This is a genomic window from Actinoallomurus sp. CA-150999 (assembly GCF_050942425.1).
Lineage (GTDB): Bacteria > Actinomycetota > Actinomycetes > Streptosporangiales > Streptosporangiaceae > Actinoallomurus.
Genome location: NZ_CP192063.1, coordinates 3035710 through 3058652 on the forward strand (window position 1 = coordinate 3035710; position 22943 = coordinate 3058652).

Here is a 22943-nt window from a genome sequence, read left to right on the forward strand (position 1 = left end):
CCGGTCGGCCTCGGGCCCGCGCACGGAGGGGCAGGGGCGGTCGTACGCAGCGTCGGGACGGTCGCACCGGGCCACGCACCGTTGGGCTGGACCGGGTCCCGTACGGGGGAGCATGGCGGGCTTGTCGCAGGCTGTCACGCGTACAACCCGTTCACCGCGGCGGCCGGCCGGGTCCCGCGGCTGGACCAGACGGCCGCGCGCCGTGGGCCGCGGCGGGCGTGCCTCGGCAGCGCGGAGGGCGGGCGTAGGGTGCGGCGTATGACGGTGTCGGATGATCTGGCGGCGGAGCTGGAACGGGCTCTTCCCGACGGCAGGGTCGTTCGCGACCCGGACGTGATGGCCTCCTACGCGCACGACGAGGCTGAGTGGGCGCCGTACGGCAAGCCGGTGGCCGTGGTGCGGCCCCGGGAGACGGCGGAGGTCCGTGAGGTCGTCGCTCGCTGTGCTCAGCGGGGTGTGCCGGTGGTCCCGCGCGGCGCCGGCACCGGGCTGTCCGGCGGCGCCAACGCGATCGACGGCTGCGTGATGCTGTCGTTCGAGGCGATGAACGAGATCATCCGGATCGACCCGGCCGAGCGTGTGGCGGTCGTCCAGCCCGGCGTCGTCAACGACCATCTGCGCGAGGCCTGCGCCGAGCACGGGCTCTGGTATCCGCCGGACCCCGCGAGCGCGCCGTGGTCGACGATCGGCGGCAACGTCGCGACCAACGCGGGCGGGCTGTGCTGCGTGAAGTACGGCGTGACCCGGGACTACGTACTCGGGCTCGAGGCCGTCGTCGGGCGGGGCGACGTCGTACGCCTGGGCCGGCGCACGGCCAAGGGCGTGGTCGGGTACGACCTGACGGGCCTGATGGTCGGCTCGGAGGGCACGCTCGGCGTCATCACCGAGATCACCGTACGGCTCCGGGGCGCCCGCGCGGCCGAGCGTACGGTCGTGGGCTACTTCGACACGCTGGTGGCGGCGGGGGAGGCGGTCAGCGCGGTCACGGCCGCCGGAGTCGTCCCCAGCGCGCTCGAACTGATCGACCGGTACTGCCTGCGCGCCGTCGACGAGTGGCGGCACATGGGGCTGACGGACGAGGGCAACGTCCTGTTGCTCGGCCGCAGCGACGCACCCGGTCAGGCGGGCGAGGAGGAGGCCGACACGATCCTGCGCTGCTTCGAGTCCGCCGGAGCGACCTGGAGCGCCCGCTCCACCGATCCGGAGGAGGCGGAGGCGCTGTTCGCGGCGCGCCGGCTGGTGTACCCGGCGATCGAACGCCTCGGGCCGGTCCTGACCGAGGACGTCTGCGTGCCCCGCATGCTGGTCCCGGAGATGCTCGGCCGCATCGAGCGCATCGCCGCCGAGCACGACATCCTGATCGCGAACGTCGCGCACGCCGGTGACGGCAACCTGCACCCGCTGATGATCACGGACCCGGGCGACGACGCGGCGCGGGAGCGGGCCCAGGCCGCCTTCGAGCGGATCGTCGACGAGGCGATCGGCATCGGCGGCACCGTGACCGGCGAGCACGGGGTCGGGCTGCTGAAACGGCGCGGCATGGCCGAGGAGGTCGGGCCGGTCGTCATCGGCATGCATCAGGCGATCAAGCAGGCTCTCGACCCGGCGGGCATCTTCAACCCCGGAAAGGTATTCGCCTAGACGGATCTCGCCGCCTCCCGCGCAGCGCTTCCCGTCGTGTCAGACTGTCTCGCCGTGGTGGACAACGAAAAGCGTCGTACCGACCCTGCCGTCGTCCACGCGCGTCGCACTCGCCCCCTGATTTCGCGTCGTCGCCTGTGAACTTACAACATCTGATTGTTAGGATCGCCTCATGACCAAGGACGGTGACGGCGTCCGTAGCGGGCCCGCCAAGCGGCAGGCGGCCATCGCCGACCATGTCCTCTCGCATGGCTCGGCGACCGCGGCGGACCTGGCCGAGCGGTTCCGCGTGAGCCTGATGACGATCCACCGCGACCTGGACGAGCTCGAGCGCCAGGGCGTGGTCCGGAAGTTCCGCGGCGGGGTCACCGCGCAGCCGTCCGGGGTGTTCGAGAGCAACGTCGCGTACCGCATGAAGTCGATGCAGGCGCAGAAGGATGCGATCGCCGAGCGGGCCGTCCGGCTGATCGAGCCGGGAATGGCGGTCATGCTCGACGACTCGACCACGGCGCTGGCCGTGGCCCGCCGGCTCGAGGGGATCACCCCGCTCACGGTCGTCACCAACTTCCTCGAGGCGATCAACCTGCTCGCCAAGGTGCGCGACATCCGCCTCATGGCCCTGGGGGGCGACTACGACCCCCTGCACGACTCCTTCCTGGGGGTCTCCTGCGTCGACGCCATCGAGGCGCTCCACGTCGACCTGTGCTTCGTCTCCACCTCCGCGGTGGCGGGCGGGTTCGCCTACCACCAGGAGCAGCACATCGTCTCGGTGAAGCGGGCGATGCTGGACGCCGGCGCGCGCAACGTCCTCCTGGTCGACCATACGAAGCTGGGCCGGGTGGCGTTGCACCGGTTGGCGCCGCTCAGCGCGTTCGACCAGGTGATCGTGGACGACGGCGCGTCCCCCGAGGCCGTACGCGACCTGGACGAGCACAAGGTCGCGTACGAGATCGCGACCCCGTGACCAACGATCGGTGTTAACTCACCATCTTCGGGCGATAGATGTCCCATAGCTCGCTCAGAAAGAACCCGCCGAAGCGCTCCAGGGCGGCCAGGCCGTCCGGCCCCTCCGTGCGGAACGTGGTGAGCTGCCGGGCGAAGTCGTCCAGGCCCAGGCGCAGGATGCCCGCACCCGCGATCGGCGCGTCGTCGTCCCCGCCCTCGGGCACGTGTCCCTCGAAGATCCGGAAGAACAGCGTCGTCGTGTCCGGCCAGACGCGCGAGGCCGGCCGGTGCCGGATGTCCTTCCAGCCAGAGAGGGTGCGGGGCCGGTCCTCCGCGTCGGTGAAGTGCAGCCGATACCGCATGAGCCTGCGGTCCGGCGCACCTCCCGGACAGAACAAGTTGAACCAGCCCCGCTGGACGTGACACCGGCCCCCGCAGACAGCGGCGTCAATCCATCCCTCGGCCCGTGCCGTGTGCTCGGGCTCTTCCAGGAAGCGGTCCACGTCGTCGACGGTGATCGTGAGCCGGAACCCGAGCTTCTGCCCGTGCTCCCGCCCCGACCGCTCCCCCGCCCCGGGAGCGTTCACGCCTTCGGCGAAGAACCCCTTCATCTCCTCAGTGAACGACAGCGACGTGCGCTGGGAGGCACCCCTGCGAACCTCCGCAGTGCCCGTCGTGCCGTTCACCGCCCCTCCGACCGGGCGCTCCGCACGCGGGCGCCCGGCGTTCTCCAGCAGCCGCGTGCTCATCCGGTCGGACAGTGCCGCGATCGTCAGCGACGGGTTCGGCCCGACCGCGCCGGGCAGAGCCGCCCCGTCCGCGATGTACAGGCCGGGGAAGCCGTACACCTCCCCGTACGGATCGCAGACCCCCTCGTCCGCGTGACGGCCCATCGGCGCCCCGCCGCACGGGTGCACCGTGATGATCCGCTTGCGGAACCAGATCGGGTTGTCGGCGTACGAGGCGCCGAGCACGGCGGCGATGCGCTTCATCGTGGAGCGCAGCCGGTCGAAGTACGCCTCGCTGGTCTTCGTCGTCCAGTCGGCGTCCAGCTTGCCGCCCCGCAGGCGCAGCACGCCGTCCGGGACGTCACGGCCCATGCCGAGCAGCGGCAGTGAGCTCACCGACAGCGCCCCGTCGCCGATCATCTCCGACAGCTCGCCGGACATGTTGGTGTCCGGCGCGCGGGAGATGAACGCGACGAACCGCTCGAACGCCAGCCGGACCGCCCGCGCGACCTCGTGCGTGACGTCGGCCTCCTCGACCATCCAGTCGACGAACGCCGGGTAGCCGCCGTCCTCGATGTACGCGCCGCGCCCCGCGCCCGGCACGCCGTCCACCTCGTCGGGGAGCCGGATCGCGCTGGTGATCGTGGGGCCACGGCTGGCGTCGAGCGGACGGATCCGGGCCCGGTCCTTGGCCCGCATCAGGAAGGTGAGCAGGTCGCCGTTGCCGGAGAACCGGGTGCCGAGCGCCTCGCTCAGCCCCGGGAACCTGGCCTGGTCGCGCAGCAGGAGGTAGGTCGAGCCGTACGCCCCCGCCGCCAGGATGAGGCGGTCGCAGGAGATGGTCCGCAGCGTCACCTTGCGGGCCTTCTCCTCCGGGTCGTGATGGGCGTAGTCGACCTCGTAGCCGCCCTCCGGGCGCGGCCGGATCCCGCGCACCTCGTGCAGCGTGCGCAGGTCCGCGCCGTGGTGCTGCGCCGCGGAGAGGTAGGTGTGGTCGAGGCTGTTCTTGGCTCCGTCGTTGCAGCCCAGATAGCACTCGCCGCACAGCCGGCAGCTGCGGCGCTCCTTGTTGTGCAGGTTGCCGTACGGCGGGTCGGCGATCGGCAGCCCGAGCCCGGGCTCGGCCCCCGGTCTCGACGCGAAGCTGACCGCCAGTGACGGCAGCTGCCAGTCGAGCCCGAGCTCGGCCGCCGCATCCTGCATCGCGTGGGCCTTGGCGGTGTCGGAGAAGGCCGGATGGTCGAGCGGGTAGGGCGTGCCCCCGAGCATGCCCTCGACCGCGTCGTAGTGCGGATCCAGATCCTCCCTGGTCACCGGCCAGGTCTCGTATCCACCGTCCGGGAGCGCCTGCTCCTTGACGAACCACTCCTCGTCCTTGCGCAGAAGGACGTTCGCGTAGATCAGCGAGCCGCCCCCGAGGCCGCTGGAGACGACCGAGTCGAATCCCCGGAATCCCCAGACGTCGTACAGCCCGTACAGCCCCTCCGACGGATCCCAGAAGGCGCGGCTCATCTGCGCCGGCGTCCGGGCGAAGGTGCCGGGGGGGTACTCCTGGCCACGCTCCAGCACGACGACCGACAGGCCCGCCTCGGCCAGCCGATAGGCGGCGACGGCTCCGCCGAACCCGGAGCCGACCACCACGACATCGGTGTGTTCGCTGGTCATGAGGCCTGCCGTTTCAGGAAGTCGAGGATCTTGGGGAAGACGTCGACATGGGCGTTCTTACCGATGAAGGGGTCGATGTGGCCGTAGCCGGGAAGGGAGGCGAACTCCTGCAGGCCGGGCCGGGCCCGCTCGAGCGCCTCGTGGCAGGCGGCGTTCGCGCCCGGGAAGACGTGGTTGGCGTCACCGGACAGCAGGAGGACCGGCGTCGTGACCTCGCCCGCGCGCGACAGGTAGGCGTCGGGCAGATCGGCGTGCCGCGGGTCGCTCGGGTCGTACTTGACGGCCTGACCGGCCGACACCATCTTGCGGATGTGCCGGAAGTAGTGGACCCCCGTCGGGCCGAGCAGGTCCGCGATGCGTTCGTGGGTGACCGGCGGCAGGTTCTCGTGCTGGTACAGGGCCGGATGGCCGCTGCCCCACATGAAGCTGATCATGTGGCAGTCGCGCACGCCGCACTCCCGGTGGAACAGCGACACGAGACGGGAGACCATCCAGCCGCGCGTGAGGGGCGGGGCCTCGCCGAAGCGGGAGTCCATGTACGGCAGCCCGATGACGTACTCGGACAGGCCGGGGCCGGCCACGAGCTTGCACCGTGACCAGGTGGGCACGCGTGGGGTCAGCGAGACGCTGTTGCTCACGAAGCTCGCGACGCCGTCGAGGGCGCCGCCGAACAGGCTCATCGAGAACGACATCGATCCGAGGCAGTGCGCGACCACGTGCACCCGCCGGTCGCCGACGTGCCGACGCAGCTCCCGCAGGGCGGCCGGGTGGTCCCAGGCCGCGATGTCGTCCAGCGTGTAGCGGTGCGTCTCGGCGTCGTACGGGAACCGGGAGCTCATCCGGAAGTCGAGCGCCCAGACGTCGGTGAACCCGTTGTCCAGCAGGGTGTTCACCAGGTTCCGGTGCTCGGGCATGATGAACATGTCGATGGAGGCCGTGAGGCCGTGCAGCAGCAGGACGACGTCGTCGCAGTCGCCGCGCCGAAAGCGCGTCAGGTTGAGCCCGAGGCCGTCCTCCGTCGCGAACGGATGCACGGACACCTCGGCGTCGGACACGCCCTCGAGGGTGTACCGAGCCGGGATATCTTCCATGATTTTTCCACCTCCCTGCCTCCGCGCCCCACAATGGCAGTCAGAGGGGTGCGTGCATCATCGTGGTAAACCCTGATTCCCTACGACGGGGGACTACGGGTTCTGGTTCAGCGCGCTGACGATACCGACGCGCGAGGACACTCCGAGCTTGGCGAAGATGTGCGACAGGTGCGTCTCGACCGTCCGGATGCTGAGGAACAGACGCTCGGCGATCTGCTGGTTCGTGCATCCCTCGGCGACCAGCGTCGCCACCTCGAACTCGCGGCGGGACAGTCCGTGCGGGCCGGCCGACCGCCCGGTCGCGCCCGGCACGCGCACGCCGACCTTGCGCTGCGCCCGGACGGCCTGGGCGTGGAGGGTACGGGCGCCGCACTCGGTGAAGGTCTCCGCGGCGGAGCCGAGCTCGGCCCGGGCCTGGGCGCGTTCGCCGGCCGCGGTGTAGGCGATTCCGGCGCGGAGCCTGGCCCGTCCGGCTTGGATCCGCATGCCGCCCTCGTCGAGGATGGCGGCCGCCGCCTGGGCCTGCTCGGCCGCCACGCTCGGATCGGAGGTCGCCAGCGCGTGCGCGCGGGCGAGCATGGCGAACCCGCCGTTCGTCTCCAGGCCGGGCCGGGCGAGCAGGTCGGCGCGGTCCGCCCACTCCGTGGCCTCTCGGGGCCGCCCCCGTGTGGCCTCGACGTCCGCGAGCGTCTCGCAGCAGGCCACGAGCGTGCCGGGATCGAGCCGGGGATCGCTGATGTCGCCGCAGGCGGCGAGGAGCTGCTCGGCACCCTCGTCCAGACGCCCGGCGTGGATCAGCGCCATTCCCCGCGCGTACAGGGCCATGGCGGCCCACCACTCCCCGCGGCCGAGCCCGAGGCCGGCGAGCTCCTCACCGAGCCGCAGGGCGGTCTCGTGGTCGCCGGACCAGCTCGCCGCCAGGCACTGCTGCGTCATCGCGAAGCCCAGCGACTCGTTCGAGCGCAGCAGGCGGGCCACTTCCGCGCCCTCCTCGGCGGCGGCCGCCGCCTCCTCCAGCCGCCCGAGCATCGTCAGCGTCCGCGCCTGACCGGCCATGATGTGCGGCAGCATCGAGCTCTGCCCGGTGGCGCGGGCCACCGTCAGGAACCGGCCGAAGTGCTCGAGGGCGTCGGCGTACCGGCCCATCATCAGCTCCAGCCAGCCCAGCCAGATGTCCGTGTCGAGCCAGTCGGCGAGGTGGTCGTCCGGCGCGGACGCCATCAGCCCGGCGGTCACCGTCGCGTAGCGGGCGGCGGCGTCGATGCGACCCGCGGCGTAGGCGGGCATCGGGCGTACGGCGGCGACCGCCAGCACGAGGCTGGGCTCCCAGCCGTCGGCGTTCTCCGGCATCAGGTCCAGCACGGCCTGCGCGGCGCGGAAGTCGCTGCGCATCAGGCTCTCGGTCACCAGCCGTACGCGCAGCTCGACGGCTGCCGGGGCCTGAGTGTCGGGGATCCGCCGGAGCTCGTCGAGGAGGAGCGCGCGGGCCTCGTGCGGGCGGTCGAGCTGGCGTTCCATGATGCCGCACAGCCGGGCCGCCCGGGCGCGGCGTCCGAAGTCGTCGGGCGGCAGCAGGCGCAGCAGCTCCCGCGCGGTGTCCCTGCCCTCGGTGATCCGGCCGCTGACCGCCTGCGCGCGGGCGAGCTCCAGCAGCAGCTCCAGCCTCATGTCCACGGTGTCCGGAACGAGCCGCAGCGCCTCCTGCAGCCAGTGCGCGGCGGTCGCGGGGGCCTGTGCCGCGACCGTACGGGCCGCCTCGACGAGCGTGGCGATGGCGGCCTGATCGCCGATCGGGGCGGAACGCTCGACGTGCGGGGCCCGTGCGGTCGCCGGGGCGCGCAGGTCCGCGAGCCGGGCGGCGATCCGGGCGTGCACGGCGTGGCGCCAGCCCGCCGCCGCCGACTCGTAGGCCGCGTGCCGCACGAGCGGATGCCGGAACCGGAACCGGCCCGGCGCCGCCGGCCGTACGACGTCACGTGCGACCAGCTCGTTGATCGCCTCGAGCGTGAGATCTTCGGACGTGTCGGCGGTCACCGCGACGAGGCCGGGTTCGAACTCGTCGGCGACGACGGCGGCCGCCTGCGCGACGCGCAGCGCGGTGGCGGACAGACCGCTCAGCTCCATGCCGAGGGCCGCGCGCACGGCGGGCGGAAGCTCGCCGATCTCGGTCTGCTCGCCGCTGCCGTCGAGCGTCCCGAGACCCGTCCCCATGCGGGCGAGCGCGTCGAGGTAGAAGGGGTTGCCTCCGCTCGCCTCGTACAGCGCCCTGCGGCGCGCCCGGTTGATCTGCGGGCCGAGGAGCTCGCCGACCTCGGCCTCGCTGAGCGGGCTCACCGGGATCCGGCCCGCGATCTCCATCAGCGCGGCGAGCCTGGGCGACGCCTGGGCGGGTCGGTAGGCCACCGCCGCCAGCATCCGCCCGCGCGGCGGATGGCGCGCCAGGTGGTCGAGCAGCTCGACCGTCGACTCGTCCGCCCAGTGCACGTCGTCGAGGATGAGCACGAGCCCGTCGGGCGCGGCGAGCTCCTCCAGCAGCAGCCGGACCGCGCGGTACAGGTGGTATCGACCGGTGGCGGGCGCCAGCGTCTCGGCGTCGCCGGTCGCGGCGCCGGACAGCGCGGGGAAGATCGTGGCCAGCAGGCCGGCCGCCGGTGCGCCGAGCCGGTCGGGCAGCTCCTTGGCGATCGTCTCCAGGCGGTCGTCCAGCGCGTCGAGCACGGCGCTGAACGGCATCTCCTCGAATTCGGTGGCCCGGCCGGACAGGACGGGCAGCTCGCGCCGCCCGGCCTCGGCGGCCAGCTCGTCGAGCAGCCGTGTCTTCCCCGCACCGGGGTCACCCGCCACGCCCACGAACCGGAAGGTGCCGTCATCGGCGGCCTGAAGGAGCTGCCTGAAGCCATCGAGGACGTCGCGGCGTCCGACCAGCGGGGGGTCGACGTCTCCCGTCATGCCCGCGGTCGACGATGCACCGGTCGCCCCGCCGACACGACGATCCATAACCGTTTCCTTGAGGTGGCGGTGCTTCGCGGCCTGCTGCGACCCATCGGGCCGCCAGCGGCAGTTTACCGAGCCATGCCTTTTCGCGTCGTCGGCCTTGTCACGACCGCTGTCCGCGCAGCCGCACGTCGGGAGGCAGGTAATCAGATTGTTACTTGCCTCGATCGTTCATGGGGTGTGGTGGCTTCGTCCGGCGTGGTGGGCCATAGGCCGGTTTCGGTGCCGGCGAGCCCGGCCGGTATCCGGACTTGAGCAGGCTGCGGCCGGCCTCAACGCTGGAGTCCTAGGCCACCTCGGAAGACAGACCCGATTTCCCCAACTACTACCCATGTAGTAGTTTTCGCATCGGCCCCTCGCACATCCAGGCGCTGTACTCTCACGCACCCCGGTGCCGCGGCATGGCCGTGAGGTTCGTGTCTTGCTCGTCGATCGGGAGGCTGCTTGGCCGTGCCATCTCGTCACGACCCGGCAGAAGACCGGGCACATCCCTTGCCTGACACGCCGGCACGGCATCGCGATGGGAAGCGGATTGTCATCATTTCGGCGAGCGTGGGTGCGGGGCACGACGGCGCTGCCGCCGAAATCGCGCGGCGTCTTGCGGCGTCGGGCTTCCGTGTGGACCGCCTGGACTTCGTCGATCTGCTCCCGGCTCATCTGGGGAAATTGCTGCGTGCCGGGTACCGTCGCCTGCTGGGTCTAGCGCCGGCGGGCTATCAACGGATCTACGTGACGACCGAGCGCGCCAGTCGACCGGGTCTGGTCATGCGAGCCCTGCTCCGCAGCGCCGAGCGCCGCACCCTCCGGGCGCTGCCGCCGGACGCCCGCGCGATCGTGTCGACCCACCATGCGGCCAGCCAGGTCCTCGGTGCGCTGCGCCTTCGCGGTGGTCTGACCGTGCCCGCGCTCACGTATCTGACCGACTTCTCCGTGCACCCGCTGTGGGTCGCGCCGGGCATCGACGCCCACATGGCCGTCCACGCGGTACCCGCCGATCAGGCCCGCGCCCAGGGCGCCATGGCGGTCGTGGTGACCGGACCTGTCGTCGATCCGGCCTTCACCCCCGCCACGCCGGCCGAGCGCCAGGTGGCCCGGGTCCGCTTCGGGTTGCCGGAGCACGCCTCGCTGGCCCTGCTGGTCGCCGGTTCATGGGGCGTGGGATCCGTTCGGGAGGCAGCCGCCGAGATTCGGGACAGTGGGATAGCGGTACCCGTCGTGGTGTGCGGGTACAACCTGGCCCTGGCCGACCGACTGCGGAAAGACGGCATCGAACACACATACGGCTGGGTCGACGACATGCCCGACCTCATGCGGGCCTGTGACATCCTCGTGCAGAACGCAGGTGGGCTTACGAGCCTGGAGGCGTTCGCCAGCGGGCTCCCGGTGGCCAGCTATCGTTGCATTCCCGGCCATGGCCATACCAACGCCGCTGCACTGGAAGAAGCGGGTTTGGCGGCATGGATCCGTAGACCGGACCAGCTCAAACCGGTGCTCGCCGAACTCCTTGAGGGTTCGCTCGGCCGCCGCCAGCGTGCCGAGGCCCTGGCACTGTATCGACCGGGTCCTGGTCCCGGCCCGGTTCACACCATCGCCTCAGCTGTTCAAGGCCAGACCATCACGGCACGTACGAGGACGGCACACCGCCCGGTCCGGCGCCGGATGACAGTCCTGGCAGCGACCGTGGCGACCATGCTCTGCCTCGGCATCGGCGCCGGAGCCGTGGAGGGCCACCTACCCGCACACATCGACTGGCTCACAGGATTGACCGAGGCACACCACCGATGAAGTCCGGACGCCTGATCCGATCCGCCGCGTGGACCGCAGCCGCAGCCGTGCCCGCGCTGGCCGCCGTTCACGCCGCCCCTGCCATCTCCACCTTCGGCCCGCTGCGCAACCGGGTCATGCCCCTCCTGGCCGGACGAGGTCGGCCCGACCACGTCGCGCTCACCTTCGACGATGGTCCCGATCGTGGATCCAGCCCGCATTTCCTGCGGGTGCTCGAAGCCCGCGGGATCCGCGCGACATTCTTCCTGCTCGGCTCGATGCTCGTTCGTGCACCCGGCTTGGCCGAGGAGATGGCCGCCGCCGGGCACGAGATCGCCATCCACGGGTGGGCCCACCGGCCGCTGCTGGTGCGCGGCCACCGCGCCACGTACGACGACCTGGCCCGGGCCCGCGACGCCGTGGCCGAGGCAGTGGGACACGAGCCTCGGCTGTTCCGGCCCCCGTACGGCGTGATGAGCACCAGCGCGCATCTGGCCTGCCACCGGCTCGGACTGACCCCGGTGCTGTGGACCGCCTGGGGCGAGGACTGGCGTGGCCGGGCGACCTCCCGCACCGTCTACGACACCGTCACCCGTGATCTGGAGGGTGGGGGGACGATCCTCCTTCATGATTCCGACTGCACCTCGGCGAGCGGCTCCTGGCACTCCACCCTCGGAGCCCTCCCCGCCCTCCTCGACATGTGCGAGGAACGCGGCCTGCGCGTCGGCCCTCTCAGAGATCATGGGACGCCTGGCTGAGTGCGCGGCCCACAGCGAGGAGAAGCCTCACCCGTCGTCAAGAAGAGGCGTTCAGTCGCCGGCCTCGTTCGTCGGCCAGGGCGCGGGCGGGGGTCTCAGCGCCGAAGACTCGCTGACCTGCGATCGTCGCCGGCCTCAGCCGCGCGCTCTGACCGGCGACGTCGCACGAAGACGGTGACGCCGGCGGCGGCGAGTAGTCCCACGGCGGCGGCGACGATATAGGTCGGGCCGTGGAAGGAGTCCGCGACCTTCTGCCAGTTCCGGCCGACCGCGTAGCCCGCGACACCGAGTGCCGCCGTCCACGGGATGCAGCCGGCGAGTGTGTAGACGCCGAAGCGGGCGGGGCGCATGCTCGCGAATCCGGCCGGCAGCGAGATGAAGGTGCGCACGACGGGGAGCAGGCGGCCGAAGAACACCGCCTTGCCGCCGTACCGGTCGAACCATCGCGCGGCCCGGTCGATGTCGTCTTCCTTCAACCACACGTAGCGGCCCCACCGGCGGAGCGCAGCCTGGCCGCCGTACCGGCCGACGGCCCAGGCGACGTAGCTGCCCGCGACGTTGCCGAGCGTGCCGGTCGCGATCATGAGCGTCAGATCGGCATGAGCGCCCGGCACGGCACCCGCGGCGAGCGCGCCGGCGAACAACATGATCAGTTCGGACGGCACGGGCACGCACGCCGACTCGGCCGCCATGAGGATGAACACCGCGAGATAGCTGAACGTCGCGATGAAATGCTGCATGGCCCCATCCTCAATGAGCCGGCCGACGGTAGGCGGCCGACGTTCCGTCGATCTCAGCGGTTCGCACAGTATCTACTACAACGATAGTAGAAGATCGTCCCTCGCGGGGTGAGCCTTGGGTGAGGCGGCGCCGGTCGCAGCGTGCGCGCGAGGTCGACGGCCCCGTGATCCCTGTGCGGCGGACGGCGATGGCCTTGCTACTATTCCAGTAGTAGTAGCTCTAGTCGTCGGCGCCGCTCCGTCGCCCCCGGTCGCGGACGCGCCGATGCACCGATCCTGGCCTTCCCGGGGGTGCCTGCCGTTGTGGACCCTTCGCCGCGGAGCCGCGGTGGCGCTCGTCGTCGCGCTCGCCGGAGTCGCACTGGCGTGGTACGCCGTCCGCATCATCGAACGACACATACCCGGCTGCGCCGTCACCGGCACCGGCGCTCTGCCGGCCGTGACGCTGACGGTCGAGCAGGCCGACAATGCGGCCACCATCGCCGCGGTGGGCCGACGGCTCGGTACGCCCGACCACGCCGTGACCGTCGCCCTGGCGACGGCCATGCAGGAGTCGAACCTGAGGAACCTGCCCGGCGGTGACCGCGACTCTGCCGGGCTGTTCCAGCAGCGCCCCAGCCAGAACTGGGGAACCCGCGCGCAGATCACCGATCCGGTGCACGCCGCAACCGCGTTCTACGACCATCTGCGGCGGCTGCCCGACTGGCAGAACGTCAGCGTCACCCAGGCCGCCCAGCAGGTCCAGCACTCCGCCACGCCCGACGCCTACGCCCGCTGGGAGCCGCAGGCCCGCGTCATCGCCAGCGCCCTCACCGGCGAACGATCGCACGCGCTCAGCTGCCACGGACTCACCATCAAGACACCGACCGCACGCCTGGCGTCGACCGCGATCGACGAACTCGGCAACGCCCGTCTGACCGGCGTCCACGACCAGGCCACCGGCTGGGCGCTCGGTGACTGGCTGGTGGCGCACGCGGCGCGGCTGGGTGTGGACAGGGTGACCTTCGACGGGCAGACATGGACGGCGGCCACCGGAAGGTGGTCGCGCACCGGGCGCGCCGACGGCAGCCTGACGCTGCACGACGTCGGCGCCGCGAGGTCCGGCTGAGATCCTCGCAGGTCAGGTGCGCCTACCGTACGCAAACGATCAATCAGGGCGTTGAGCGGTGAATGACCGAGGCTTGGGGAGGCATCCCGGGCGGCCGTCGGAGGCCTGGGTCGGACACGCCCGGTGGGATGGGGTCGGCGAGCCGGTGGAGGCGGCCATCGCGGTGTGCCTCAGGCTGCGGGGACGGGTCAGGCTGCGGGGACGGCGAGGGCCGCCCAGACCGCCTTGCCGGTCCTGGGAAGCGGCGTCCAGCCCCACGTACGGCTGAGGGCGTCGATCACGTGGAGCCCGCGGCCGTTCTCGGCTATGTCGCAGGGGTCCCGCACCAGGGGTTCCTGGCGGCTGGCGTCCGCGACGACGCACACGACCAGTCCGGCGTGGCGGACCAGCGTCAGCCGGATCGGCCGGTCGTCGGCGGCCCCGAAGCCGACCGGTAGCCCGTAGCGCAGGGCGTTGGTGACCAGCTCCGATACGATGACGGTCGCGTCGTCCACCAGGTCCGCCAGGCCCCAGGCCCGCAGGGTCGCGATCGTGAACTCACGTGCGATGCCGGGGGATGCGCCGGTGGCCCGCAGGGGGCACATGGCGTCCTGGAAAGACCCGAGGGCGGGGCCGTACGACGCGAGCTGAGGCAGTACGTGCACACTGTCGCGCGTGAACGCCGCCGAGGGGGGATCCTCGGCGCGTTCTTGCCGGGTGGACGTACAGCTCGTGCGATATAGGGGCATCTGGGTGGCCTCCAGACGACTCGGGCATGCCGAGTGGGCTTGATCGGCTATCTTCCCTCGGAGCGCGTTCCGATGCAAGAACTGATGCACAATCAAATGCACGTGCAGATGCGCGGTCAGTGGGACCACCGGTAGAGAAGCTCGGGGCGGCCCACCTGCCCGTACTGCGGAGTCCGGGCCGCCTGCCCCCCGTCGACGAGGTACTCGAGGTACCGGCGGGCGGTGACCCGCGAGATGCCCGCGGCCGCGGCCACCGCACCGGCCGTCAGCCCCTCATCGGTACTACGCAGAGTGGCCGTCACCGTCTCCAGCGTCGACGCGCTCATCCCCTTGGGCAGCGCCGGACGGTCCGCGGTGCGCAGTGTGGCGAGCGCCCGGTCCACCTCGCTCTGGTCCGCCGCCTCCCCGGGCCGGGCGACCGTGGCATGGAACTGCGCGTACCGCTCCAGCTTGGCGCGCAGCGTCGCGAAGGTGAACGGCTTGAGGAGGTACTGCACGACGCCGATCGACACCGCCGAACGCACGGTCGTCAGGTCGCGGGCCGACGTCACCGCGATCACGTCGGCCCGCGACCCCGCCGCGCGGAGCCGCCGGCACAGCTGGAGCCCGTGGCAGTCCGGGAGGAAGAAGTCCAGGAGAAGAAGGTCGGCCGGCCGGCGTTCCAGCGTACGCAGGGCCTCCGCCCCGGAGTGCACGACTCCCACGACCGTGAACCCGGGCACCCGCTCGACGTACATCCGGTGTGCCTCCGCCGCCACCGGATCGTCCTCGACCACCAGAACGCTGATCACGCCGGCGCCTTCCGCGCCACCGGCAGCGTCACGGTGAACACCGCGCCGACCTCACGGCCCACCTCGATCCGTCCCCCGTGCCGTGCGGTGACCTGGGCGACGAGGGCGAGCCCGAGCCCGCGCCCGGACGGGCGGTCCCCGTCCTTCGTCGACCAGCCGCGCTTGAAGATGTCCTCGACGGCGTCGGCGCCGACTCCGTGCCCGGTGTCGGCGACGCGGATGACCAGGTCGTCTCCTGCCGTACGGGCGGTGACGAAGACCTTGGACGAGGCGTCGCCGGTGGCCTCCACGGCCGCGTCGACGGCGTTGTCGATCAGGTTGCCCAGGAGCGTCACCAGGTCGCGGGAGCCGATGGTCTCGGTGATGACCGTGTCGTCGATGCGCGTGTCGGGAGTGATGACCAGTTCGACCCCGCGCTCGTTCGCCTGCGCGGCCTTGCCGAGCAGCAGCGCGGCCAGCGTCGGCTCGGCCACCGCGTTCACGATCTGGTCGGCGAGGCGCTGGGTCAGCTCCAGCTCGGCGGTGGCGAACTCGACCGCCTCATCCGGACGGCCCAGTTCGACGAGGGAGACGACGGTGTGCAGCCGATTGGCCGCCTCGTGCGCCTGCGACCGCAGCGACTCGGCGAACCCCCGCACCGAGTCCAGCTCGCCGCTCAGCTCCTGCAGCTCGGTGTGGTCCCGGAGCGTCACCACACTGCCCAGGTCCCGCGAGTCCGAGGTCACGGCCGACTTGTTCACCACGACGACGTGCTCGCGCGTCACGTGGATCTCGTCGACGCACGGTGCGGCGGAGGCGAGTGACGCCCGGAGGGTCTCCGGCAGGGCCAGCGTCTCCACCTCGCGCCCCTCCACGTCGTCGGGCAGCCGGAGCAGCTCGCGCGCCGCGCCGTTGGCCAGCGCCACCCGGGCGTGGGGATCGAGCAGCAGGAGCCCTTCCCGTACGGTGTGCAGGATCGCGTAGTGGTACTCGTACATGCGGCCCAGCTGCGCCGCGTCCATGCCATGGGTGTGGCGTCGCAGCCGCGCGTTGACCAGATAGGTGCCCGCGCCGCCGACGCCGAGCGCCAGCAGGGCGAGCACGACCAGGGCGAGCAGCTGCTCCCGGACCTGCCGGTCGACGATCTGCACCGTGATGCCCGCGCTGACCAGCGCCACCACCCGATGCCCCGTGCCGAAGACCGGGGCCACCCTCCGTACCGACGGCCCGAGCGTCCCGGTGAACGTCTCGGTGAAGGCGTGACCTGCCTGCGCCTCCTCGATGTGGCCGAGGAAGGACTGCCCGATCATCTTCGGGTTGGGATGGGTGTACCGGATGCCGGACGGACTCATGATCGTCACGAAGGCCACCCCGGTGTCCCGCCGCACCTGCTCGGCGTACGGCTGCAGCACCCGCGACGGATCCGGCCCCTCGGCGGCGGCGATGACGGCCGGTGAGTCGGCCACCCCCGCCGTGACTGCGGTCACCTGCCTCCGGGCGGACTCCTCCGTACGCCCGGCGGCGTACAGATAGGCGAGCACGGACCCGCCCGCGACCACCGTGGCCACCACGATGATCTGCATCACGAAGAGCCGGCTCGCCAGGCTCCGATGTCGCCGGCCCGCAGGCAGGGAGACCCAACGCATGTACGCAAGTGTGCACTGTGCGTTGCGCTGGTGTGAACGGCGGTTTTCGTGAACGAAATGAACGTAACGGTGACTCGACCTTCGATCCTGCGCATAGTCCCTGGCAAATCCCCCCGAAATGAAGGAGCGGACATGGCTGCCGAGGCTGTGCGCCGGACACCCGGAGGACGTCGGGACCGTACTCATCTGCTCTACCTGATGGTGATCGCAGCGGTGATCGCCGGCATCATCGTCGGCTTCGCCGCGCCGAAGTTCGCCATCGAGCTGAAGCCCATCGGGACCGGCTTCGTCAACCTCATCAAGATGATGATCACGCCGATCATCTTCTGCACCATCGTGCTCGGGGTGGGCTCGGTGGCCAAGGCGGCGAAGGTCGGTGCCGTGGGCGGGCTCGCGCTCGGCTACTTCCTCGTGATGTCCACCGTCGCCCTGGCGATCGGGCTCGTCGTCGGCAACGTCGTGCACCCGGGTGCGGGCATGCACCTGACCGCCGCGCTGAAGCAGGCCGGTCACGCGCAGGCGGCGACGGGCAAGGCCGAAGGCGGGGTCGACTTCCTGCTCGGCAGCATCCCCGACACCCTGCTCTCCGCCTTCACCTCGGGCCAGGTCCTGCAGACGCTGCTGATCGCCCTGCTCACCGGCTTCGCGGTGCAGTCCATGGGGCGGGCCGGAGCGCCGATCCTCCGCGGCGTCGAACACCTCCAGCGGCTCGTCTTCCGCATCCTCTCGATCGTCCTGTGGGCTGCCCCGGTCGGCGCGTTCGGAGCGATCGCGGCCGTGGTCGGCGCCACCGGCGTCGACGCGCTCAAGAGCCTCGCGGAAGTCATGATCGCCTTCTACGTGACCTGCGGGCTGTTCGTGTTCGTCGTCCTCGGGGCGGTCCTCTGGCTCACGGCGCGGATCAACATCTTCGCCCTGCTGCGCTACCTGGCCCGCGAATTCCTGCTGATCTTCTCCACGTCCTCCTCCGACACCGCGCTCCCGCGGCTGATCGCGAAGATGGAGCACCTCGGCGTCGACCGGTCCGTCGTCGGCATCACCGTGCCGACCGGGTACTCCTTCAACCTCGACGGCACCGCCATCTACCTCACGATGGCATCGCTGTTCATCGCCTCGGCCACCGGCGCACCGATGTCCATCGGCCAGCAGATCGGCCTGCTCCTCTTCATGGTCGTCGCCTCCAAGGGCGCGGCCGGCGTCACCGGAGCCGGACTGGCCACCCTCGCCGGCGGCCTGCAGGCCCACCGGCCCGACCTCGTCGACGGCGTCGGCCTTATCGTCGGCATCGACCGCTTCATGTCCGAGGCCCGCGCCGTCACGAACTTCGCCGGCAACGCCGTCGCCACCGTGGTCATCGGAACATGGACCAAGGAGTTCGACCGCGACCGCGCCCAGGCGGTCCTCGCCGGACGGTTCCCCTTCGACGAGACCACCCTTCTGGACGACGAACCACCCGCCGAAACCGGCACCCTCCCCACCCCGGCGCCCGCCGGCGACACGGCGGCACCCGTACGCGCCGGAGCCTGACCCCCTTCCCCCACCAGACGCCCGCGCGGCTAGAGAAGTGTCGAGTTGCGCGGGCGTCTGCGGGCAGGCAAGGTAGTGGGGCTTGATGCTGACCATTCGGGGGCGGTAGCTCAGCCGGTCAGAGCAGGGGACTCATAATCCCTTGGTCGTGGGTTCGAGTCCCACCCGCCCCACGGGGCGGCTTTGCCTGCTCGTCGAGCTTTGCTCGGCTTCGCTGGGGCCCGCTATGCCTTCCGGGGGGACGACCCCCCGGACCCCCCCGGTGCGGGGCTTCGCCCCGCCCGGTCCTGCCCGCCGCTTTATGTCTTTAGCGACGCCCCCGATCGCTCCGCTACTTCACGCCACGGCGCGCTGCCCGTATGGCCTGGGATATACGAGACGCCCATGCCGGGCGGGCTCGCCGGCGGCCGCATCCGGACGAAAGCCTGTCGGCGGTTCGTCGCTGAGGCTCCGGAGCGTCGACGCCCGCGCGGCTGCCAGCCGAACGTACCGGCCTCGCACTGCCCCGCTCCGACGATCTGAGGATCTGCTCGGTCGGTCGGCGTTGCGACTGCGTGGTGGGCGGTGGCGATCGAGGGTAGGGGGCACACATGTGCCGATGGCTCGCCTACAGCGGCTCGCCAATCGTCCTCGACGAGCTCCTCTTCAAACCGGAGAATTCGCTGATCGAGCAGAGCCGCTTCGCCCGGCTGGGAGCCGAGACCACCAACGGCGACGGGCACGGTCTGGGCCTGTACGCAGACGGCGGCGACGTTCCGCCCACGCTGGTCCGGAGCATCATCCCGGCGTGGAGCGACCTGAACCTGCGTGAGCTCGCCGGCCACTTCCGATCGCGATTGTTCTTCGCGCACATTCGCGCCTCCACCGGATCAGCGGTGCAGCAGACCAACTGCCACCCCTTCCGCTACGGCCGGTGGCTGTGGATGCACAACGGGGAGATCGCCGACTTCGACCGGCTCAAACGCGATCTCGTATTCGCCGTTGACCCGGAGCTCTACCCGGCGATTCAGGGCTCGACGGATTCGGAGGTCATGTTCTTCCTCGCGCTCACCTTCGGGATGCGCGAGGACCCGCCGGCGGCGGTGGAGCGGATGGTCGGTCTCGTTGAGCGGACCGGGCGAAGGCACGGCGTCGCGCACCCGGTCCAGATGACCATCGCGACATCCGACGGTGAGCGGCTGTGGTCCTTCCGGTACTCCAGCGAGAGACGGTCGCGGTCCCTCTTCTACAGCACCGAAGTACGCAGTCTCCGGCAGCTGCATCCGGAGATCTTCGCCCCGGAGCGGCTGTCCGACGACGCGCGGCTCATCGTTTCCGAGCCGCTGCGAGACCTGCCCGGCGCGTGGAACGAGGTGCCCGAGTCGACGTACATCGTGATCGAACACGGGACGCACGAGGTACACCCGTTCCGTCCCACGCCGCCCGCATAGCGGGTAAACCGCTGATCGGCCGATCGTCGGCCCTCGGGCGGTTCCTGATGGAAGCGGCGTCCGGAGCGCCTCGTGTTCAGGCGCCCGGTCGCTCCTCTACTTCACCGGCTGCGGCGCCTCGGGGATGGAGGGATGACCGTCGTCCCGGGTGGCGTCCACCAGAGCCTGGAACAGGCGGGCCGGGTCCTCGGCGATGCGATTCCAGACGTACAGCCACCACTGGGTGCCGAACACGATGTACTCCCTGACCGGGTGCATGTGGTCCCGCATCGTCCGCAGCTGGTCGACGCCGAGTCCCAGCAGTATCTCGACCTCGTACGCGCCGGAGTCGCGCCGCATGTGCCGTCGCAACTCGTCGAGGAGGTCGAGGTCGTGGGTGGCGATCGAGCAGAGATGGTCACTGTCCAGCAAAAGGGTCGCGTACGCGAGGTAGGCCGCCCGCAGCTCACGGCTGCCGCGGGGGTGGGCGACCGTCTCGGGTTCGAGGTAGGAGCCCTTCACCAGGCGGATGCGGCCAGGCCGCTGAAGCAGGCGGGGCAGGTCCTCGGCCGTCCGGTGCAGACGGGCCTGGACGGTGACACCGATGTGGTCGAAACGCTCGCAGAGGCGTTCGTGGGTCCACAGGATGAGGTCCGTACGGTCGGATCCCTCCATCGAGATCATCATCTCCTGGCCCCCGGCGGCGGTGGCCTCTGCCAGCCGGGTGGCGTTGGCCAGCCCCAGCTCCCGGTCCACCACGGAGCCGAGGTGGGAGAGGTCGAGGGACACCGAGCCGTCCGTCCCGCGGGCCGCGGCCTGCCGTGACAGGTCCAGGAACACCTCGGTCTCGGCCGCGGCCAGGTCGGCGTCCCGGCAGCTCTCGCCCATGTAGTCGAGGGTGACGGACCTGCCCTCCGCGTTGACCAGGGCGGCCCGGGCGAGTGCCTCGGGAACGGTCCGGCCACCGACGTACCGTTCGGCCACCCGCCAGGCCGGCTCGCGCAGTGCGGGATCTGCGGCGACCCGGTCCTTGAGGCCCTCGTCAAGGGCCAGTGCTCGCATCGCCTGGGCAGCCTGCTCCATCACGGTCATCGTCACCCTTTCGTCCGAAGACCGCGAATCTATCACCAATGAATCTTCTTTTTAGAGTCGGTCGGGGGCACTCGCCGTACCGGGGAGTTCCCTTCCCAGGCGGGCGAGCGGGGACAGGGCCATGAACAGCGGAGACAGCAGCGGCGTGGCGGCGGTCAGGAGCAGGCTCGTGCGCGGCCCCAGCGCGGCGGCCAGATAACCGCCGAGAAGGGAACCGAGCGGGGTCAGGCCCATGCCGACGAAGTTCATCGTCGCGACGACCCGGCCCTGGATCGGGACGGGGGTGATGGCCTGGCGCACCGTCACGACGGTGACGTCGACCAGTTGGCTGAAGACGCCGAACAGGAAGTCGAGCGCCATGAGCGCGGCGATCGTGACGGTGGAGGAGCCGTGTAGCGCCGGGACGCACAGCAGCACGCCGTCGCCGAGTGCCGCGGCGGACACCAGCACGACGCCGTGGCCGTAACGGGCCGGCAGCCTGGCCGACAGCAGAGAGCCCACCAGCGCGCCCGGGCCCATCGCCGCCAGCACGAGCCCGATGGCGGCGCCGGGCAGGTGCAGCGTGCGCGGGAGGAAGAGCAGGTAGACGGTCATCACGGCGGCGAAGGAGAACTGGAAGAGCGCCGAGGAGATGGCCACCGCTCGCAATGACGCGTCGCCGGCGACGAGGCGCAGCCCTTCGTGGATCTGCCGCCGCACCCGCCGTACGGCCGGTGCGGGCATCGGCTCGGGACGGCGGATCCGCCGGATCGAGAGGACGGACAGGGCGAACAGGAACGAGCCGGCCAGGATGGCGATCGGCGCGGTGAGGAGCGAGACGAGCGCGCCGCCGAGCGCGGGACCGGCGATCTGCGCGGCGGACCTGCTGCCTTCGAGCACGCTGTTGCCGTGGGCGAGCCGGTCGCGTTCCACCAGCCGTACGAGTGAGGTCTGGTAGGCCACGTCGAAGTACACGGTGAGGGAACCGACGAGGAAGGCGACCAGGAGAAGCAGCGGAATGTCGAGTACGCCGAGGAGAAAGGCGACGGGGATGACGGCCAACGCCACGGTCCGGCCGACGTCGGCCAGCACCATCACGGTGCGGGAGCGCCGGCGGTCCACCCAGGCGCCGGCGAAGAGCGAGAGCAGCAGGATCGGCGCCTGCTGGACGGCGCGGAGGACGCCGACCTGCCGGCTCTCGGCGCCCAGCGCGACGATGGCGATGAGCGGCAGGATGACCTGGCCGGTCTGAGCCCCCAATTGTGAGGCGGTGTGGCCTGTCCAGAACCGGCGGAAGTCGGCGTCCCGCCACAGGCTCGGCGGAGTCGGGTCGGAGGTCGTCACCGGCGGCCTCGCACGGGCGGGCACGGGAGCACGGCAGGAGATGCGAACGGCACAGGGGGTCCTTGAGTCGCTGAGAGCGGGCCCGGTCCGCAGGGATCCGGGCAGGGGAGGGTGCGCTGTGCCGCAATTCGGATGCAGCACGCGGTGACCGGTCAGGTGTGACTGAACGTCAGCGCGTGCTCGGTCGGCCGGGCATCTCAGCTCCTCTGAAGGATCGTCCGCCGGGGAGCGTAACCGCCGGCCGTCGTGGCGGACAAGGCGGTTCACCGCCGAGTTCCAGGAGTTCCGGAGGTTGCGAGCCTCTTAAGGGGCGGGGCCGCCAGACGATGATCGGTCGCTTGCCGGGCGGGCGGGCTCGGTCCGGAGACGAGAAGCGCGGAGCCCCCTGGGCTCGCCAGGGGGCTCCGCGCGTCGTCCGTCAGTAGTGGTAGTACGGGTTCTTCACGTACTGCTTGGTCACGCACTTCTCGTTGGAGTAGGCGACCTCCTCGACCCTGCAGAGCTGCACCTTGACGCCCCTGACGAAAGCGTTGCTGTGCGAGCCCTTGAACCTCTGCATCGTGCCGCCCTTGTGACCCTTGCCGCACGCGCGGTTGCTACGGATCTGGGTGTCCGGGCCAGGCCGGTCGATGATGATCTTCATCTCGGCGCACCAGTGGTCCTTCTTGACATCCCGGAGAGTGAGGGACCACTTGGAGGTGTCGCTGGTGGTTCCGTCGTGGAACCAGACCCAGCCCGAGGCCTTGGTCGCCAGGGCGGTCTTGTAGACCCAGACCGCCTTGGAATCGGCGTACGCCGACGCCAGCGGCAGTGCCAGCGAGATCGCCGCCGTGGACGCCGCGATGGCCCCCATCTTGCGGAGAGCGTTCCGGCTATCAACCATGTGTTCCTCCCTGGGCACTATCGGTTGACGGCCAATCCTCTGAATCCGTTCATCTGGGCACAAGATCGTATAGACCCAACCTTGATTGGGTCCTGAGTCCTAAACGGCACAGATCGGGACGCCAGACGCCG

Annotated in this window: 17 protein-coding genes and 1 tRNA gene; 8 read left to right on the plus strand and 10 right to left on the minus strand. The window is 70.9% G+C overall.

The genetic code is table 11. From position 1 onward, the window contains the following. Positions 1–258: 258 nt before the first annotated feature. Positions 259–1641 carry an FAD-binding oxidoreductase gene (locus tag ACQP2O_RS14445; protein WP_433184201.1) on the plus strand — a complete coding sequence of 461 codons (1383 nt, stop codon included), beginning with the start codon at positions 259–261 and terminating at the stop codon, positions 1639–1641. Positions 1642–1813: 172 nt separating this feature from the next. Further along, entirely contained in the window at positions 1814–2605 is a 792-nt protein-coding gene (locus ACQP2O_RS14450) for a DeoR/GlpR family DNA-binding transcription regulator (protein ID WP_433184204.1), read from the plus strand. Positions 2606–2618: 13 nt separating this feature from the next. Here ACQP2O_RS14450 and ACQP2O_RS14455 read toward each other — a convergent pair whose 3' ends face one another. The 3 genes from ACQP2O_RS14455 to ACQP2O_RS14465 form a co-directional block, all read right to left on the minus strand. Further along, positions 2619–4979, minus strand: a complete 2361-nt coding sequence (locus tag ACQP2O_RS14455; RefSeq protein ID WP_433184207.1) for an FAD-dependent oxidoreductase — start codon at positions 4977–4979, stop codon at positions 2619–2621. Then, positions 4976–6070 (minus strand): alpha/beta fold hydrolase, encoded by a 1095-nt coding sequence (locus ACQP2O_RS14460; protein WP_433184210.1) that lies wholly within the window; start codon positions 6068–6070, stop codon positions 4976–4978. The genes ACQP2O_RS14455 and ACQP2O_RS14460 overlap by 4 nt, the downstream gene beginning before the upstream one ends. A gap of 93 nt (positions 6071–6163) precedes the next feature. Further along, a complete protein-coding gene (locus ACQP2O_RS14465) occupies positions 6164–9067 on the minus strand; it encodes a helix-turn-helix transcriptional regulator (protein ID WP_433184213.1) in 2904 nt (967 codons plus the stop codon). Positions 9068–9514: 447 nt separating this feature from the next. Here ACQP2O_RS14465 and ACQP2O_RS14470 point away from each other — a divergent pair, with 447 nt between their 5' ends. Together ACQP2O_RS14470 and ACQP2O_RS14475 are read left to right on the plus strand one after the other, a co-directional pair. Beyond that, positions 9515–10849, plus strand: a complete 1335-nt coding sequence (locus tag ACQP2O_RS14470) for an MGDG synthase family glycosyltransferase (protein WP_433191021.1) — start codon at positions 9515–9517, stop codon at positions 10847–10849. Next, positions 10846–11586 carry a polysaccharide deacetylase family protein gene (locus ACQP2O_RS14475; protein ID WP_433184215.1) on the plus strand — a complete coding sequence of 247 codons (741 nt, stop codon included), beginning with the start codon at positions 10846–10848 and terminating at the stop codon, positions 11584–11586. The genes ACQP2O_RS14470 and ACQP2O_RS14475 overlap by 4 nt, the downstream gene beginning before the upstream one ends. A gap of 95 nt (positions 11587–11681) precedes the next feature. On the opposite strand, the gene ACQP2O_RS14480 is transcribed toward ACQP2O_RS14475, so the two are convergent. Then, on the minus strand, positions 11682–12326 hold the full coding sequence (locus tag ACQP2O_RS14480; protein ID WP_433184218.1) for a DedA family protein: 645 nt from the start codon (positions 12324–12326) through the stop codon (positions 11682–11684). Positions 12327–12654: 328 nt separating this feature from the next. Here ACQP2O_RS14480 and ACQP2O_RS14485 point away from each other — a divergent pair, with 328 nt between their 5' ends. After that, the gene (locus ACQP2O_RS14485) at positions 12655–13434 is read left to right on the plus strand and encodes a hypothetical protein (RefSeq protein WP_433184221.1); all 780 of its coding nucleotides are present in this window, start codon (positions 12655–12657) and stop codon (positions 13432–13434) included. A gap of 188 nt (positions 13435–13622) precedes the next feature. On the opposite strand, the gene ACQP2O_RS14490 is transcribed toward ACQP2O_RS14485, so the two are convergent. The 3 genes from ACQP2O_RS14490 to ACQP2O_RS14500 all read right to left on the minus strand — a co-directional run bounded on the left by ACQP2O_RS14490 (position 13623) and on the right by ACQP2O_RS14500 (position 16578). Beyond that, a complete protein-coding gene (locus tag ACQP2O_RS14490; protein ID WP_433184223.1) occupies positions 13623–14078 on the minus strand; it encodes an ATP-binding protein in 456 nt (151 codons plus the stop codon). Between the two features lie 200 nt (positions 14079–14278). Then, positions 14279–14953, minus strand: a complete 675-nt coding sequence (locus ACQP2O_RS14495) for a response regulator (RefSeq protein ID WP_433184225.1) — start codon at positions 14951–14953, stop codon at positions 14279–14281. Beyond that, on the minus strand, positions 14950–16578 hold the full coding sequence (locus ACQP2O_RS14500; protein WP_433184228.1) for a sensor histidine kinase: 1629 nt from the start codon (positions 16576–16578) through the stop codon (positions 14950–14952). Before ACQP2O_RS14500 ends, ACQP2O_RS14495 begins: the two co-directional genes overlap by 4 nt. A 132-nt stretch (positions 16579–16710) precedes the next feature. Between ACQP2O_RS14500 and ACQP2O_RS14505 the strand changes: the two genes are divergently transcribed. From ACQP2O_RS14505 to ACQP2O_RS14515, 3 genes are all read left to right on the plus strand, one after another. After that, a complete protein-coding gene (locus tag ACQP2O_RS14505) occupies positions 16711–18105 on the plus strand; it encodes a cation:dicarboxylate symporter family transporter (RefSeq protein WP_433184231.1) in 1395 nt (464 codons plus the stop codon). Between the two features lie 99 nt (positions 18106–18204). After that, a tRNA-Ile gene (locus ACQP2O_RS14510) sits at positions 18205–18278 on the plus strand. A 417-nt stretch (positions 18279–18695) separates the two neighbouring features. Next, complete coding sequence (locus ACQP2O_RS14515; RefSeq protein ID WP_433184234.1) at positions 18696–19535, plus strand: class II glutamine amidotransferase; 840 nt, start codon at positions 18696–18698, stop codon at positions 19533–19535. Between the two features lie 96 nt (positions 19536–19631). Here the strand turns inward: ACQP2O_RS14515 and ACQP2O_RS14520 are convergent, their stop codons facing one another. From ACQP2O_RS14520 to ACQP2O_RS14530, 3 genes are all read right to left on the minus strand, one after another. Further along, complete coding sequence (locus tag ACQP2O_RS14520; protein WP_433184237.1) at positions 19632–20606, minus strand: proline dehydrogenase family protein; 975 nt, start codon at positions 20604–20606, stop codon at positions 19632–19634. A 51-nt stretch (positions 20607–20657) separates the two neighbouring features. After that, positions 20658–21953, minus strand: coding sequence for an MFS transporter (locus ACQP2O_RS14525; protein ID WP_433184239.1), 1296 nt, complete (start codon positions 21951–21953; stop codon positions 20658–20660). A gap of 394 nt (positions 21954–22347) precedes the next feature. Further along, the gene (locus ACQP2O_RS14530) at positions 22348–22812 is read right to left on the minus strand and encodes a hypothetical protein (RefSeq protein WP_433184242.1); all 465 of its coding nucleotides are present in this window, start codon (positions 22810–22812) and stop codon (positions 22348–22350) included. Positions 22813–22943 lie beyond the last annotated feature (131 nt).